This window comes from Xanthobacter aminoxidans (assembly GCF_023571765.1).
Classification (GTDB): Bacteria; Pseudomonadota; Alphaproteobacteria; order Rhizobiales; family Xanthobacteraceae; genus Xanthobacter; species Xanthobacter aminoxidans.
The window spans coordinates 29,331-44,715 of record NZ_JAMJXC010000004.1 but is presented as its reverse complement, the minus strand read 5'-3'; the positions used below and the strand labels follow the sequence as shown (position 1 = coordinate 44,715).

Below are 15,385 nucleotides of genomic sequence, written 5' to 3'. Positions count from 1 at the left end.
CATCGCCTCAGAAGGGGATTTCGTCGTCGAACGCGCTCTGCTGCTGCGACGGCTGGGCCGCCGGCTGCTGCTGTCGCGATCGTTGCTGGCTCGGCTGGCCGTCGCTCTCGCGGGGCGCCGAAGCGCCCCGCTGCTGTCCAGCCTTCATCATGATGTCGACACGGCTGCCATCGAAGCCGCTCACGACCACATAGCTCGTGTAGACCGTCGTTCCGTTTTTATCGTACTTGTCGGTCTTGAACTTACCCTCGACGTAGACACGATCGCCCTTGGCGAGGTTCTTCATGATGAAATCGTTGAGGCCATCTCCCCAACATTTCACATTGATCCACTCGGTTGCTTCGTGGTTCTCGCCGTTCTTGCGATAGCTCTCGGTGACGCCCAGGCGAAAGCTGACGAGCGACCGCTGACCCTCGAAACGCTTCTGCTCCGGATCCTCTGTGAGGTTCCCCATGAGCGTGACGACGTTCTTGCCCCTCATTTCTTGCCTCCGATGAAGTCCTTCGGGTGCCCGAAGAGCATTTCCGCGTCGGCGCTGATGGGGTTGGCACAAGACTTCCTCAGGGCTTCCCATTCCGCCGGGCTCATGACTGTGGCGGCTTTGGCCGCCGCGGCCCGCGCCATTTCGGCTGCCTGCTCCTGCGAAAGCCGCAATTCAGCTATCGGTATCTGGATGTCGTCTGGAGGAGGCTTGTTATCGCGGAGTTGTTTTGAGTTCATTGCCCTGACCTTAAGAGTTTTACTCACGCCACAATCGTAGGCGTGGCATGCCTCAATTCTTAACAAGTTATTAATTTCTTGGTTATCGCAGCGTCACGTAATTAGCTCATCGCGCAACTTCAGATGGTATTTCGCCGTTGCCTTCAGATCGCGGCTGAAGGTCTTGTTCGGATCGAGGATCCATTTGAGGAAGCTGCTCGGAACATCATTGAATGGCTTGCCTCGATGCTCGTCGCTGATCGGGCATTTGGGCAGGAGCGCAGGCCCCTTGGACCAGCGCACCATCGTGTCCAGGCTGCACAGACCCTCATTGAGGATGTGCGCAAGAATGCCGGCGAGAACGTAGGCATCGGGGCCGGCGCGGTGCGGCGGGAACGCCGCGGCCCGATCGAGAGGAATGCCAAGCAGGTAGCGGAGCGTCCCTTGCTTGTGGTTGGGCGCGTCCGGCCATAGCCGAACCGCCACCTTGTAGGGGTCGACCCACGGCAGATCGCCACCCTGAAAGAACGCCTGCTCAAAGTCCGCGTTGAACGCGCAGAACATCGACGGCGGCCCCTTCATCAACTCCATGAAGCCGGTGACCATCTGAGGCGCGCCCACCAGGTCAGCGTCGATGATGCCGTGGACCGCTGCCGCCTCAGGTGGCATCGGCCTGCAGGGGTCGACCAGCATCGCCCTCGGCATCCCGTGGCCCCAAGGCAGATCGTCGTCTTCGTCGCCGACCACATCGCACCAGCCGACCTCGCAGACGGCGTGCTTCTCCATCTTGGTGGGAGCGCCCGTGGTCTCGAAGTCGACGCACCGGATCAGCATCGCCTGCGCCTCAGACGAAGAGGACGATCGGGTGCCGGCCGATAGCGGCGTATGTGTCGCGAAAGCTGCTGACCAGCTTGCGCTCTTCGTCCGAGAGAGTGGGCATGGCCGGTTCTGGATACCTTGCCTTCGGCCCGTCGGGCACCTTGGCGCCGTGCGCGTCCTGCCATTCGTGCATGCGCTTGACCTGCTCCAGCGCCGTCTTGGTCAAGGAGGGGTCGGCACCGAAGCGCTCGGCCATGGCAACCCAGGCGAAGATCGCGTAGGGCGCCGCCACATCGCATCCCCGGAGCAGGAACACCGGTTCCTCGGTCGGGATCTTGCCGTGGGGGTCTTGGATGTGGGCGTAATCGGGACGTGTGTGAAGCATGGGGGTCTCCTTCGCCCAAGAGGGCGTTGTGTCAGGTCCGGTGGTGATGAGGCCCGCTTGCCCGGCGGGCCGGCGGGTCAGCGCTGCTGCTGGGCCTTCTCGCGAGCGGCCTTCCGTTCGCGGCGCTTCTCACTGCTGTCGCCGGTGACCGCATCGTGGCCGGCAGCCCATGCCTGGCACTCCGAAGCACGGGACGGGTCGGAACGCATGTCGGAGGGAATGGTGCTCAGAGGGCGCCCCTGCGTTGCCGCATCGTGACCAGCGAGGAACTGACGCCCCAGCTTCACGTCGTCGATCCAGCTGGGAACGTTGTCCATGTCGCCCAGGCGGGTCAGGATCCGCTCTTCCTCCGGATCAACCGCCTCGGTCGGCGCGGGCTCGTCAAACTCGTCGAAGGGATCATCGTCCACGCTCGGCGCCAGAGCATCGGCGGACTGCTCCACCTCGCTCCCATCACCATCGTCGTCATTCAGCCGAACGTCGCTCACCTCGGAGCCCGGGAAGGCATTGAGCGCCGCCTGCACCGTCGGATGGGACGCCGCCTCCGCGACGCGCTCCTGCTGGGTGGGCTGTGGCGTCGGCTCCTGCTTTGCCGCCGCCGTCTTGCGGCTGCGGGCGGCCTTGGGCTTCTCCGGCTCGATGACCTCGCCTACGACGGGCGCCGGCTGCTCCCGTGCGATCTGATCCTGCTCTCCGCCGAGCGCACTGGTGCCTGCCAGCTGATCAAGCTTCTCGGTTGTGGAGGGCTTTGCCGGGGTTATGTCGCGGGGAGCAGGGGCGTCGTACTGAGCCGCGCCGGCAGCGTCATCCGGATCGCTCGCGCCGAGCAGGATGTGAGGAAAGTTCCGGCGGGCCATAGCGCGAACCGTGTAATAGCCGAGCTGTTGATCCTCGTCGGACTTCCACAAGGGCGAGTTCTTCGGGGTGATCTTCGCCACCTCGGGCGACACATGCTCGATCGTCTGGCCGTTGTTCAGCTTCACGGTAACCGTGCACTTGCGCGTTGTGCCTGGCTCACCCGTGTAGGAGTAGGCCGGGAGACCGCTCAGAGGGGCGTTCTCGATAACGACAGCGGCGAGCAGCTGCGCCTCGTAGGCCAAGCGGTCGTTGACGCTGTAGGACTTGTTCGCGACGGCATAGGGGGACTTGCGCCATTCCAATGCCTGGATGATGACGGCGAGACATGCCCCCGGATTGCCGCGCAAGTGTTTAGGGACAGCCACGCCGCCGATCGCCATCATTTTGGCGAACTCCAGCGCCTGCTCCATGTTCTCCATGACGAGGCCGCTGCCGCTCACAATGGCGACGCCACGAGCACCCTGCGGCGTGATGCGGTCGGCCACCCTCTGCTCGGCCTCGGTGAGGCTCAACGCGTTGCTCATGGTCAGAAAACCTCCTCGAAATCGGCCGGATACAGCGCGGCCTTCAGTTTGCGGTTCAGGTCGCGCAGCTGCTCGATGCCCATCGGGCCGGAGACGCCGCGGTCATAGTTCGCGGCGGCAAAGCCGGCGGCCCAGCACAGGACGTCCGACAGGGCAGACGAGAGCTGTTCGGCTTCGGCTTTGGGGATGCGCAGGGACACGAACTTGGTGTCCTCGGCCTGGCGTGCGGCCCGCTGCTCGTCGCCCCGGCGATCCCGCTCTGCCCACTCGTCAGCGGTCAGCATCGGGAAGCGAGGACGGCTTTCGGGCGACCATGTGAGGGCGGTGATCTGGAGAACCATCTCGCCCCAATCGAGGCAGGGGTGGTAGCGTTCGCCTTGATGCACACGGAACCCGACCCCATCCGTGTCCGGCTCGGCTTCCACCACCACGGGCGCGAGGGGGAGGCGAGGCGCCGTCACGCTGCGTCCTCCGCCGGCTTGGCGCCGGGCCCGGGAGGAAGCTTGAAGCCCTTCACCTTGACGGCGCGATAGCTGCCCGCCTTCACCTCATAGGCGCCCCGGTGAGTGGTCGGGGCGGAGACGGTCACGCCATTCCCGAGGTCTGCGACGGTGGCGTTGCCCAGCTTATGCAGGATCTCCGCGTCAAGCATCTTGCGGGCCTTCTCGGCCGCATTGCCGTCCGCCTCGCGGGCCTTCAGCACCTCGCGCTCGGCGAGGATTTCCATCATCCGGTTGTCCCGGGAAAGGTCGATGGTCGTGCCGTCAGCCTCGGCGTACATGCTGGCGATCAGCTCGCCGTCCTGCGCATAGTCGGCCGGCGGCGCCACGCCTTTGGCGACGTTCTCGTTCCAGAACGCGCCGACCTTCTCGACCAGCTTGTTCCAGATGCCGTCGTGCAGCGGGATGTCGAGGATCGGCATGTTGACGCCGTAGGACACCACCATGGGCGTGACGCAGGCGAAGTCCGCTTTGCAGAGCCGCGCCTCGACGATGGCCTGGATAATGATCCAGAGGGGGATTTCGATCTCACCCTTCGACGAGCCGCCTTGCCACTTCTCGCGGAAGACGCGGGGCTCGATGTTCTTCACCTGGATGACGCCCTTGCCGCGCTGGGGGCACTGGACGAGGACATCCGGTGTGGCGCCGATCCGCAGATCGGTGTCGCGCATGTAGAACTGCTTCGGCCCGCTGTTGTGAAGAACCTTCCAGTCGGGCCGCTCCTCGCGGAGCAGCTGCACTGCCACCGGCTCCAGCAAGCGGCCGCGCCGCATTGCCTGGCTCTCCTCGGCGTCCTCGGAATTGAGGCCGGCCTTCAGGGCGAAGAGGCCATAGGCGGAGACGTAGGGATGGACGCCGAAAAGGGCGCCAGCCGCAGAAGCTGTCACGTCATGGGCGCGCAGCTTCAGCCAGTCGGCACGGGAGCCGACATCGATCTTTTGAATCGCCATGTGCTGTCCATTTGTCGCGACGACGCAGCCATTCCGCGAGCGACGCAGGACTACACTTGCCCGGAAAAAGTTGGATTACAACCCTCTTAAGTTGGATTTTGCCGAAAAAAATTTCGTCACTCCAACCGAGAAAATGGCATATCTGTTGCTACGCGCGGATTGAACTATACCCGACCAGAGCTACTCGGAGAAGCTGGTGTATGAAATGAAAGGGGGCGCCCGAGGCGCCCCTTATTCCAGCCGTAAGTATAATATCTAGGGTTATTATATTCACGCGAGCGTGCGCGTGAAAGGTTCACACAATCGGCTGCATCGCCAGCACGGGCACTGCAATTACCCGCCCGTCGTCATTCCCTGACTTCGTGTCGGTTGCCGCCTCGATCCGCTTGGCCAGGGCGCGGTCGGCCGCCGAGGTCGTCAGCTTTCGGATCGTCGTCTGGGTGAAATCCTCGTCGTCCATGCGGCGCTTGCGTTGCACGATCACGTTGGACCCGGGACCAATGATCCCATGATTCCGAATGTAATCCTGAGCGTCTATCGCGACGACGAACATACCGTCTCTGATCTGCTGGAAAGGCTCGCCGCGATAGACGAAAATCATCTGCCGGCTGGCAGCGTATTGGGGCAGCGGAGGGGCCTCGATTACGTCGGTGGAGTCGGCACCTTCGCGGCGCCAAGACTGCGCGTCAATTATTCCCGCAGTCGTCAACGGCTTTGCCGCAATAGAAGAAGTTGGTTGTTTCGGCGGCAAACCTATGTCGTCCGACTTTCCCTCCAAGTACGAGACCGAGCAGCGAAGTGCTCTGGCAAGTTCCTGAAGGTTCTTCGCTCTGACGTTCTGCTTCCGCCCGGCGAGGATGTCGTAGATGAAATGCCGTGCGAGCTGTGTGCCCTCAACGGCTTGGAACTGGTTGAGGCCTAGCGCATCAAGGCGCGCTTCGATCCGTTCTTTGAGCATGCGTTCCTTTCTCTGATCTACCCCTTTCGGAGTTGGTTACCGCTATTTCTTGATGGCGTATGGCGGTAAAATTTTCAAGCGAAACGACTTGACGAAAAGTTGGAATCCAACTTTCATTGTGTGCATGACCATGCAGTCGCGCCTCTCGTCCAACATCCTTCGGCTGACCAAGACCCTCTCCCAGGCGACCAATCGCTCTGAGTGGTCGACGATTGGTTCGCTCACGGGGAAGCACAACCTCGTGCAGACCATCCGCGCCGGGCGGAGCTTCCTCGTGTCGACCTACGACGAGGTGGTTCAGGCCTACAGCAACTTCTGGCCTGCCGGACTGGCCTGGCCCGATGACATCGAGCGCCCTGAGCCTCAGCCCGTCTCGATCGGCGTCGAGCGCACGACCGCGGCGGAGTAGCCCCCCGGCCGCCCGCGCCGCCCGCGGGCTTTCCCACGTCAGGACATTGAGATGGCCAAGCGAGCACGCGCTGCCAGCGCCCAGCCGAACACCCCCGATCCGAAGGTCATGAACGCGCTGCTCGACCGCTGGGACGAGGTGCAGCAGGACCGCGAGAGCGACCGCGGCGCCTTCCGCGCCCAGTGCAAGGACCACAAGGAGTCCGAGGAGCGGATCCTTGAGGAGGCGAAGGCGCGTGGCATCGACCCGAAACTGTTCAAGAAGACGATCAAGCGGCGCGACCTGAGCCGCAAGATCGACGCCCTGAACCATAGCATCGGTGACGACGAGATCGCCGATTGGGAAGCCATGTGGGAGGCGGCGGCCGCACGTGACGCCAAGAAGCCGAGCCCGGGGGCGCAGCAGAAGGCCGCCGACACCAAGGCCAATGCCGACGCCTTTGACGACTTCACCGACCCTGCGTGATGGGCGCCGAGTGGATCCTCGCGCTCGACGTGGCGACCGCCACGGGCTGGGCCTACGGCCAACCAGGTGGCGTGCCTCGGGCGAGCACCAAGCAGTTCGCGCCTGAGGGTGCGGACAACGGCGCGGTCGGGTGCGGGGCCATGCGGTGGCTGGCGGACTTCCTGAAGATGAACCAGGTGGATGCCGTCTATTACGAGGCGCCATTCGACCCCCGGCACATGGGGAAGAATACCAACTTCAGCACCACCCGCGTTCTGGTGGGCCTGCCCTTTCTCTTCGACACGCTGCTGGCGGCCAAATCCATCAAGGTCCGCGAGGTCTTGGTGGCCGACGCCCGCAAGCACTTCCTCGGCCGCGGCGTCCGCGGTGATGAGGGCAAGAAGCAGGTGCAGTCCCGCTGTCGCCAGCTGGGCTGGCGCTTCGATAGCCCGGACGCGGCCGACGCTTGCGCCGTCTGGGCCTACGCCTGCGGGATCGAGAACCCGAAGGCGGCCATCGCGACGACCCCGCTTTTCCGGACGGGCACCACCGGCGCCCCGATCTCGACCGAACGGCCTTCGGGGCCGGGCATCACCGGCACCAACCCGTCCCGCGTCCTTCACGACGACATCGAGGAAATCCCGTGGTGAGCGACGACCAAGACCCCCTGTTCGACGCTGATTTCCTTGACAATGTGCCCGCGCCGCCTGCGCCCGGCGCAAAGGCGAAGTCCGCCCACGTATGGGAACGTGATGAGCTTGACTGGTATGTCGAGCCGATGGCCGCCACTGAGGCGCTGCTGCGCGTCGAGCGGTTCGTGGGGCCGGTGTGGGATCCCTGCTGCGGTGGTGGGAACATCCCGACGGCGTTGGATGCCGCAGGGTGTCAGGTCGTCGGGACCGACATCGTTCGCCGAGTGCCGGGAGACGATAGTCCACATTGGTGGGGCGGGACGTTCGACTTCAGAGAGGCCCGGGCTTCTGGCGATGGGCATTCGCCCCGGCTTCCCTTCCCGGAGTGGCACTCGACCAACATCGTGATGAACCCGCCGTTCTTCCGCGCGAAGGGCGCGGAGGACTTTATCCGCAGGGCGATTGCGGTCGCGCGCGGCAAGGTCGCAGCTTTCGTGGATATCCGCTTCATTGCAGGCGGTGAGCGCGCCAATGGGCTGTTCGCTGAGCACCCGCCGCACCGCATCTGGATCGTCACGCCGCGCGTGTCGTGTCCGCCTGGCGTTTACCTGGCTGGTGGCGGGAAGGCAGGCAACGGCTCCTCCGATTGGTGCTGGATGGTCTGGGACATGACAGCGCCCCCGGTGCCGCGCCCCCAGCTGGATTGGCTTCGGAGGCGGTCGTCATGAGAGACGACCTCCCGCCCGACTGGCCCGACGAATGGGCGCCGCCACCCCTCAGCCTGGGCGACGCCCTGCGCGCGCTCCGCGAGGAGGCGAGCCGGATCATCGTCATCCAGAAGGATCTGATCGCCACCGGCAAGCGCAAGCGCCCGGACGAGCGCCAGCTGAAGCGCGCCATCGCCATGTACCGCGCCGAGACCTTCCTCGTGAAGTGCCGGCCCTACCTCGAACAGGTGAACAGCCTGATCGAACGCCTTCAATTCAGGGGGCCGCGCCGATGAGCGACGTCAAGGCATCGACAACGGCCAAGCGCCTGGGCCCGAACAACCGCCGCGAGACCCGCAAGAAGGTCGGCCGGTACACGACCGCGACCAAGGTGCGCTGCGCGTTCTTCGCGGGGCAGGGAATGACGGCCGGCCGGATCGCCGAGGCCGTCGGCATCGATCAGGGGCACAAGGTTCGGAGCCTTCTCCGGTCGCTCGGCATCAACCTGCTCCCGGAATCGAAGTCGAGCGAGCTGCTGGTGCTCTCGCTCCCCCGGGAGACCCTGCACGCCGTTGGCGAGATGGCCGACCGCGCCGGCGTCGACCCGCGAACCTTCGCCGAGAGGGTCATCACCATGATGGTGGTGGAGGAAGCGACCGTTCTCCGGAACCTCATTGAGGACGCGGGCGCCCATGAGCAGCCGTGACCGCATCGTGGTCGCTGACCACGCCGTCCTGCGCTGGATCGAGCGCGTCGCCGGCGTCGACATTGATGCCCTGCGCCAGCAGATCGCGAACGAAGCGCGCTCCGGTATCGACCTGGGCGCCCGTCGCATCGTCCAAGGCGGCATGGTCTACGCGCTCGATCCCGTCGGACGGCGCGTCGTCAACTGCTTCACCGTGAAGGAGATGCGCGACGAGCGGTGGCGCCCGCGTCGCTCCCCCCGAGATTTCCGAGAGGACCAGGAATGAACGCGCTCGTCGTGGAGAAAGAAATCCGTGTCGGTCACCTGTGCTGCGGCTCGGGTTTCGGCGGTAAGGGCTTTCGCAAGGGGAACGCCCGGGTCGGCAACCTCGTGGCGAAGTTCCGGAACATCGGCGGTATCGATGTTGACCCGGCCGGTATCCGTGATTTCGAGCGCTTCGCCGGCGTGAAGGGCACGCTGCTGGATCTCATGTCGTTGGAGCAGTACCGCGCCTTCCACGGGAAGGAACCACCTGCGGGCTGGCGCGAGGCGACGCCGGCCGATGTGCAGCGGGCCATGGGGTTCGAGCGGCCGCACATCTGGTTCGTGTCGGCGCCGTGCAAGGGCTTCTCCGGGCTGCTCTCTGAAAAGACATCGCTCTCCCCCAAATACCAGGCCCTCAATGGGCTCACGCTGCGCGCCGTGTGGCTGGCCTTGGAGGCGTTCAAGGACGACCCGGCTGAATTCTTCCTGTTCGAGAACGTGCCGCGCATTGCAAACCGCGGGCGGTCCCTGCTCGACCAGATCCAGGCTCTCTACGATGCCTACCGATACGCCTACGCGGAGACGACGCACGATTGCGGCGAGCTCGGCGGCCTGGCGCAGAGCCGCAAGCGCTTCCTGATGGTGGCGCGGCATCGCGAGAAGGTCCCGCCCTTCCTCTATGAGCCGCCGAAGAAGCGCTTGCGCGGCGTCGGCGAGGTGCTGGAGCGGCTGCCGATGCCTGGCCATGAGCGGGCGGGGCCGATGCATCGCATGCCTTCGCTCCAATGGAAGACTTGGGTGCGGCTGGCCTTCGTTGAGGCCGGATCGGACTGGCGGTCGCTGAACCGCCTCAAGGTGGAGGACGGCCACCTTGCTGATTTCTCGATCGTCCCTGCGGAGCGCTGGCACGGCGGTGTGCTGGGCGTCCACCGGTGGGAGGACACGAGCGGCACGATCACCGGGCATAACGGCGCGACCAACGGCGCATTCAACGTGGCCGACCCTCGCGCTCGGGAAGGGGCCGGCCAGTACGGCCAGTATGGCGTGCAGCGCATGGAAGACCCTATGGGTGCGGTGATCAACGTGAAGTCCCCCGGGCAGGGGGGCTTTGCGGTGTCGGACCCGCGCATCCCCGGCCCGCCGCGCTTCAACAACGTGTTCCGCATCGTGCCGTGGGCGGGGATCTCTCCGGCCGTCGCCGGCCCGGGCGGTCCTGCCGGAGGACTGGCGGTAGCCGACCCGAGAACTGGGTTCGGGGCTTCGACCCACCATAACGTCATGAGCGTGCGCTCTTGGGACGCCACCGCCAAGACGGTGACAGGCGGCACTCATCCTGCTGGTGGAGCGGGGTGTGTCGCCGATCCGCGCGCCGCCGCCGGCTTCGGCGGTGGCGGCAAGTATCGCGTCACCCATTTCGAGGAACCTGCGGGCAGCGTCATCGGCGCCAGCACGACGGGGCAGGGGGCTTTTGCCGTCGCTGATCCTCGACCGCGCGCGCTGAACGGCGAGCACCGGGACGGCTACTCGACGCAGGGTCACTATGGCGTGGTGCCTTGGGAGCGCCCGAGTGGCGCAGTGCCAGCATTCGCGAAGAATAACAACGGGCCATGGAGCGTCGCGGACCCTCGGCCGGCCGTCGTCGAGGATGACGAGCCCAGGTTCGACCTTCCCGGTGCCGATGAAAAGTTGGTGGCCGTCATCCATGCCCAGGACGGGACCTGGCACCGCCCCTTCACCACGCTCGAGCTCGCCGCTCTGCAGTCGCTGTTCGACCCGGACGAATGGTTCGGATTCGAGATGGACGGCAATTCGGACAGCGCCCACCGGGAGCGAATCGGCAACGCAGTGCCGCCCGATGCAGCGGCGGCCGTCGCCGGCGTTATGGGACGCACGTTGCTGCTCGCCTGGACCGGCGAGACATTCATGCTGTCGAGCGACCCGATATGGGTGCAGCCGCTGACGGTGGCGTTGTCGGTCGACACGCCCGAGGTGCGCGAATGACCGCACATATCCTCACCGGCGGCGAGGTCACGACCGGGCGACGTAAGCCCTCCGAACTCGTGGCCGAATACGAGATGAAGGTAGCCGCGGTCCCCGCCGCCCTGGCCGAATTCGAGGCTGCGCAGAACGCCGTGAAGATGGCGGCGTCCATCGGCGGGACATGGGGCAATCGCACGCTGGATACCGGCCGGCTGGGCGAGCGCGACATGCTGGAGGCTCTGCTCAGCTCGGCATGGCGGCACACCTATCAGCTCTACGCGCTGGAGAACTTCGCCTCCGCCGCCGACAAGAAGCGCATCGAGCAGATGTTCGCGGACCCGCCGCCCTTCACGGTGGAAAACATCCGCGAGCGTTTCGGCGCCTACATCGCGGACCCGTGGGGCTCGATCCTGCGCGGACTCGCCGAGCAGTTCGAGGGCCTGGACCCAGCGTTCAAGAGCCACGAGAAGGTGAAGATCGGCGTCAAGGGCCTGCCCAAGCGGGTAATCTTGGCCGGCTTCAACAGCTATTCGTCCTGCTACGGCATGGAGCGGGTGCGGGACATCATCAACGCGCTGGCGGCCTATCAGGGCAAGCCGCTCCTCACCTGGCCGGAACTGGCGTTGCTGGAGAAGAACGGCGAAGCGTTGAACGCCGGGGGGACCTTCCCCAGCCCCTTCAACGGCCGGTACGACGACAAGACCATCGACGTGATCGGCCGCGGCGTGTGGTTGAAGCGCTTCCAGAACGGCCGCGGCCACCTGTTCTTCGGTCCCGAGGCCCTGCGCGACGTGAACCGCGCGCTGGCGGAGTTCTACGGCGACGTGCTGCCGGATGCGGCGGAAGAGCGTCCCGCTGCCCCGCGCGCTGGCACCGCGGTGGCGAAAGACCTGCAGTATTACCCGACGCCGGCGCGCGTGGTGGAGCGCGTGCTGGGCGATCTACGCTTCAAGCCGGGCGAGCGCGTGCTGGAGCCGTCTTGCGGCTGCGGCCGGTTCATGGACGCGCTGCGCGCCCGCGGCGCGCGCGTGTTCGGCATCGAGGTCGATGCGGCCCGGGCGGCGCAGAGCCGTGCCAAGGGCCACAGCGTGCTCACGGCGAATTTCCTGGAGACCGAGCCGACCGGCGACTTCGATCAGGTGGTGATGAACCCGCCCTTCTACGGGCGCCACTATGCGAGGCACGTCGAGCACGCCATGCGCTTCCTCAAGCCCGGCGGGCGGCTCACGGCCATTCTTCCGGTGACCGCTCGTTATGACCACGGGCTGCTGACCGGCAGCTGGGATGACCTTCCCGTCGGCTCCTTCAGCGAGAGCGGGACGAACATCAACACGACGGTGTTGACGATGAGCAGGGGTGACGCATGACCCCGCAATGGTCCGCGCCCCGCTCCACCGGCGACGAGTGCTCATGGAGCATCGACTTCACCTTTGGCTCGCTGCTCTTCGGCTTCGTGCAGTGGTTCGGCATTTCGAGCGATCCAGCCGATGCCGAGCTTTTCTATCCGCATGCCCTCGGCGAGCGTTTCGGCGCCCACGGCAGCCTGGAGACGGCCAAGCGCCGGGTCGAGGAGCGGTGCCCGCGCATCGTCGCCGGCCGGGCCGAGACTTCCGAGGAGGAGGCATAGATGGGGCCCGCTCGTAGGTTCGATCATGAGAAGGTCCTGACTCTCTTCAGCCAGAAGCTTGAGACATCCGACATCGCCCGGCGGATGGGCATGTCCACGGCCGCTGTCTGCAACGTCCTGCGCGCCGCGTGCGACGCCGGCGACCCGCGTGCCGCCCGCTATCAGAAGCGCACAAAGCTTCTCCAAGGACCGCAGCCCCAGCCGTTGAAGCCGGTCTACGTGCCCCGCCCGAACGTCATGACCATCCACGTCGTGACCATGGGGCGCAACGACGGCCTCGCGCGGAAGCTTCCCGTGTCGCTTCCGCGGGTGTCGATCCTCGGAAACTGGCAGGGCCGCGCGGCGGCCGAGGCAGGGGAGGGGGACGAATGACCCGCATCGTCGTCACCGGCGGCCGGAACTATGGCTTCGTGCCTCCCCACACGCCGCTCGACGCCTTCCGCGAGGCGAAGGACCGCTCCGACCTGGAGCGCGCGCGGTTCGATCAGATCATGGCCGCCGCGGTGGAGCGGCTGAAGTTGACCGATCTGGCGTGCGGGCGTTGCCGCACCGGCGCCGACGAACTTGCCGTGCGCTGGGCGAAGAAGCACCTGCCGAAGGATCGGTTCACCGGCTTCATGGCGAACTGGCAGCAGCTCGGCACCGCCGCCGGGCCCGAGCGCAACGGGCGGATGCTCCGCGAATTCCGTCCCGACAAGGTGCTGGCCTTCCCCGGTGGGGCCGGCACCGCCGACTGTGTGCGCCAGGCCGAGGCGCTGGGCATCGAGGTCATAAGGATCGACTGGAAGTGAGCCAGCACGCAGACGATCACTTTGCCCCGCACCTCGCGGCCGTCGCCGGCGAGCTCCTCGGCCCGCCGAACCGGCAACTGTCGACGGAGAAGGAGCCGCGCTACGGGCGGAACGGCTCGCTGAGCCTCGATATTGCCAAGGGCACATGGTTCGACCACGAGCTGAAGGAAGGCGGCGGCGTGCTGGCGCTGGTGCGGCGCGAGACCGGGCGGAGCGACGCCGACGCGGTGCGGTGGATGGAGGAGCGCGGGTTCCTTGAAGGGCGCGACCGCGTGGAGCGCCAGCCGAACCCGCACCAGAAGCCATCCAAGATGGTCGAGGCCGCCGTCTACGACTATCGCGACGCCGATGGGAACCTCGTCTGCCAGACGGTGCGCCAGCAATTCCAGCTGGCCGACGGCTCGTGGGAGAGAGACCCGAAGACAGGCAAGGCCAAGAAGACCTTCAAGCAGCGGCGCCCGGATCCGAACCGTGAGGGGCAGTGGATCTGGAACCTGAAGAATATTCAGGTGGTGCCCTACCGGCTGGCCGAACTGCAGGAGGCGATCGACAGCCGGTCGCTGGTGTTCTACGTCGAGGGCGAGAAGGCCGCCGATCGGCTGGCCGCCCTTGGCATCCCTGCCACCACCAACCCCATGGGCGCGGGAAAGTGGTTCGAGGGGTTCGAGGAGTATTTCGCCGGCGCCGATGTGGTGATCCTTCCCGACAACGACGAGCCGGGGGCGAAGCACCGCGACTTGGTGGCGTCAAAGCTGCTCCCGGTGGCGAGGCGGGTGCGCTATGTCGACCTGCCCAACCTTCCGCCTAAGGGCGACGTGGTGGAGTGGCTGGAGGCAGGCGGGACCGTCGATCACCTCTACGAGCTTGCGCAGACCAGCGCGCGCACGCCCGAGCGCGATGACCGCTGGAGGCCGCGCCTCATGTCCATCCTCTGGGAGGACATGGACAAGGTGGGTGCCGAGAGCGAATGGCTCATCTACCAGGTCATCACCGCCGGGCAGGTATCGATGATCGTCGGGCCCAGCCAGCACGGGAAGAGCTTCTTCGCCGTCGAGATGGGCATGTGCGTGGCCCGAGGCGTCGAGTTCTTCGGCCACCAGGCGGAGAGAGGGGGCGTGCTCTACATCGCGGCGGAGAGCGGCCGTGGCCTGAAGAAGCGCCTCCGCGCCTATCGAGAGTGGCACGATCTACCAGCGACCGATCCGCTCCCCTTCGTGCTGCTGCCCGGCAAGTTCAACCTCTACGCCAACGACGAGGACACAGACGCCCTGATCGAGGATGGGGTGGGCTGGCACAGCCTATTCCAGGAACGGTTTGGCGTCCCGCTCCGGCTGGTGGTGGTCGACACCTTCGCCGCGGCCACACCGGGCGCCGACGAGAACAGCGTGCGGGATATCGGCCCGGTGCTAGCCCGCGCCACGCGCATTGCGGAAGACCTCGGCGTGGCCGTCTCGGTGGTCCACCATGCCAACGCCGGCGGGCTGAAGCCGCGCGGGCATACGTCCATCTTCGCCAACGTCGAGAACGTCGTGATGGTGGAGATGAACGACAAGCGCACCGACGAAGACGGCCGGCCGATGCGCTATGCCAAGGTGACGAAGCAGAAGGACGCAGAGGCGGGCAAGACGTGGCCCTTCGTGCTGCGCTCTGTTGACGTGGGGGTCGACGCCAAAGGGAAGGCGATCACCTCCTGCGTGTGCGTGCCGCCGAAGGAGGACATTGACCGCCAGAAGCCGGACGCCGCCGGGTTCGAGGGGACGGACCTCGATCGCCAGTTCCTGCGATGCATTCTCGATTCCATCACCGAGCATGGGCAGGTGCCTCCGCAGGATGTGCGCTGTCCGCCGCGCATCACGCGAGCCGTCCACCTCAAGCACGCGAAACGGCTCTATTGGGACCAGTACGCCGGCGGGCTGGACGGCACCGATGAGCAGAAGCAGGAGACACTGCGCAAGCGCTGGCGTCGCGCCCATGATCGCATGGTCCAGCACGGCGTCATCGGCTCGCAAGATCCGTGGCTCTGGTTCACCGGAAAGCCCGTCAGGGGGATGAGCACGGGCGGGGCGTGGACCTCACCCGTCACCGACGCCGAGTTCACGCGGATGAGCGAGGCAGACCTTGACCTGCTGGAATTCCGCTGATGTCCCGCATTT

General features: G+C 65.7%; 21 protein-coding genes. 13 read left to right on the top strand and 8 right to left on the bottom strand.

Going from position 1 to position 15,385, the window contains the following annotated elements; all coding sequences use genetic code 11:
• Positions 1–7 precede the first annotated feature (7 nt).
• The 8 genes from EJ105_RS08005 to EJ105_RS07970 form a co-directional block, all read right to left on the bottom strand.
• Positions 8–481, bottom strand: coding sequence for a single-stranded DNA-binding protein (locus tag EJ105_RS08005; protein ID WP_250165917.1), 474 nt, complete (start codon positions 479–481; stop codon positions 8–10).
• The gene (locus EJ105_RS08000) at positions 478–747 is read right to left on the bottom strand and encodes a hypothetical protein (RefSeq protein ID WP_250165916.1); all 270 of its coding nucleotides are present in this window, start codon (positions 745–747) and stop codon (positions 478–480) included. Before EJ105_RS08000 ends, EJ105_RS08005 begins: the two co-directional genes overlap by 4 nt.
• A gap of 66 nt (positions 748–813) precedes the next feature.
• On the bottom strand, positions 814–1,533 hold the full coding sequence (locus tag EJ105_RS07995) for a 3'-5' exonuclease (protein WP_250165915.1): 720 nt from the start codon (positions 1,531–1,533) through the stop codon (positions 814–816).
• A gap of 10 nt (positions 1,534–1,543) precedes the next feature.
• Positions 1,544–1,903 carry a hypothetical protein gene (locus EJ105_RS07990; RefSeq protein ID WP_250165914.1) on the bottom strand — a complete coding sequence of 120 codons (360 nt, stop codon included), beginning with the start codon at positions 1,901–1,903 and terminating at the stop codon, positions 1,544–1,546.
• 77 nt (positions 1,904–1,980) lie between these two features.
• Positions 1,981–3,285: a hypothetical protein gene (locus EJ105_RS07985; RefSeq protein ID WP_250165913.1), complete on the bottom strand. Its 1,305-nt coding sequence runs from the start codon at positions 3,283–3,285 to the stop codon at positions 1,981–1,983.
• A 2-nt stretch (positions 3,286–3,287) separates the two neighbouring features.
• Positions 3,288–3,746: a hypothetical protein gene (locus EJ105_RS07980; protein ID WP_250165912.1), complete on the bottom strand. Its 459-nt coding sequence runs from the start codon at positions 3,744–3,746 to the stop codon at positions 3,288–3,290.
• The gene (locus tag EJ105_RS07975) at positions 3,743–4,735 is read right to left on the bottom strand and encodes a YqaJ viral recombinase family nuclease (RefSeq protein ID WP_250165911.1); all 993 of its coding nucleotides are present in this window, start codon (positions 4,733–4,735) and stop codon (positions 3,743–3,745) included. Before EJ105_RS07975 ends, EJ105_RS07980 begins: the two co-directional genes overlap by 4 nt.
• A gap of 295 nt (positions 4,736–5,030) precedes the next feature.
• A complete protein-coding gene (locus tag EJ105_RS07970) occupies positions 5,031–5,693 on the bottom strand; it encodes a hypothetical protein (protein ID WP_250165910.1) in 663 nt (220 codons plus the stop codon).
• A 130-nt stretch (positions 5,694–5,823) separates the two neighbouring features.
• Between EJ105_RS07970 and EJ105_RS07965 the strand changes: the two genes are divergently transcribed.
• The 13 genes from EJ105_RS07965 to EJ105_RS27985 are packed head-to-tail and all read left to right on the top strand — an operon-like array spanning position 5,824 to position 15,373.
• Positions 5,824–6,102, top strand: a complete 279-nt coding sequence (locus EJ105_RS07965; RefSeq protein WP_250165909.1) for a hypothetical protein — start codon at positions 5,824–5,826, stop codon at positions 6,100–6,102.
• Between the two features lie 51 nt (positions 6,103–6,153).
• Positions 6,154–6,567: a hypothetical protein gene (locus tag EJ105_RS07960; RefSeq protein WP_250165908.1), complete on the top strand. Its 414-nt coding sequence runs from the start codon at positions 6,154–6,156 to the stop codon at positions 6,565–6,567.
• Complete coding sequence (locus tag EJ105_RS07955; protein ID WP_250165907.1) at positions 6,567–7,196, top strand: hypothetical protein; 630 nt, start codon at positions 6,567–6,569, stop codon at positions 7,194–7,196. Before EJ105_RS07960 ends, EJ105_RS07955 begins: the two co-directional genes overlap by 1 nt.
• Positions 7,193–7,906 (top strand): hypothetical protein, encoded by a 714-nt coding sequence (locus EJ105_RS07950; RefSeq protein ID WP_250165906.1) that lies wholly within the window; start codon positions 7,193–7,195, stop codon positions 7,904–7,906. The genes EJ105_RS07955 and EJ105_RS07950 overlap by 4 nt, the downstream gene beginning before the upstream one ends.
• The gene (locus EJ105_RS07945) at positions 7,903–8,181 is read left to right on the top strand and encodes a hypothetical protein (protein WP_250165905.1); all 279 of its coding nucleotides are present in this window, start codon (positions 7,903–7,905) and stop codon (positions 8,179–8,181) included. Before EJ105_RS07950 ends, EJ105_RS07945 begins: the two co-directional genes overlap by 4 nt.
• Positions 8,178–8,591, top strand: a complete 414-nt coding sequence (locus tag EJ105_RS07940; RefSeq protein WP_250165904.1) for a hypothetical protein — start codon at positions 8,178–8,180, stop codon at positions 8,589–8,591. The genes EJ105_RS07945 and EJ105_RS07940 overlap by 4 nt, the downstream gene beginning before the upstream one ends.
• Positions 8,578–8,856, top strand: a complete 279-nt coding sequence (locus EJ105_RS07935) for a hypothetical protein (RefSeq protein ID WP_250165903.1) — start codon at positions 8,578–8,580, stop codon at positions 8,854–8,856. The genes EJ105_RS07940 and EJ105_RS07935 overlap by 14 nt, the downstream gene beginning before the upstream one ends.
• Complete coding sequence (locus EJ105_RS07930) at positions 8,853–10,835, top strand: DNA cytosine methyltransferase (RefSeq protein WP_250165902.1); 1,983 nt, start codon at positions 8,853–8,855, stop codon at positions 10,833–10,835. The genes EJ105_RS07935 and EJ105_RS07930 overlap by 4 nt, the downstream gene beginning before the upstream one ends.
• A complete protein-coding gene (locus EJ105_RS07925; protein ID WP_250165901.1) occupies positions 10,832–12,181 on the top strand; it encodes a DUF4942 domain-containing protein in 1,350 nt (449 codons plus the stop codon). The genes EJ105_RS07930 and EJ105_RS07925 overlap by 4 nt, the downstream gene beginning before the upstream one ends.
• Entirely contained in the window at positions 12,178–12,441 is a 264-nt protein-coding gene (locus tag EJ105_RS07920; protein ID WP_250165900.1) for a hypothetical protein, read from the top strand. The genes EJ105_RS07925 and EJ105_RS07920 overlap by 4 nt, the downstream gene beginning before the upstream one ends.
• Positions 12,442–12,813, top strand: a complete 372-nt coding sequence (locus EJ105_RS07915; protein ID WP_250165899.1) for a hypothetical protein — start codon at positions 12,442–12,444, stop codon at positions 12,811–12,813.
• Positions 12,810–13,232: a hypothetical protein gene (locus tag EJ105_RS07910; RefSeq protein ID WP_250165898.1), complete on the top strand. Its 423-nt coding sequence runs from the start codon at positions 12,810–12,812 to the stop codon at positions 13,230–13,232. The genes EJ105_RS07915 and EJ105_RS07910 overlap by 4 nt, the downstream gene beginning before the upstream one ends.
• Positions 13,229–15,373, top strand: a complete 2,145-nt coding sequence (locus EJ105_RS27985) for an AAA family ATPase (RefSeq protein WP_250165897.1) — start codon at positions 13,229–13,231, stop codon at positions 15,371–15,373. Before EJ105_RS07910 ends, EJ105_RS27985 begins: the two co-directional genes overlap by 4 nt.
• Positions 15,374–15,385: the final 12 nt, after the last annotated feature.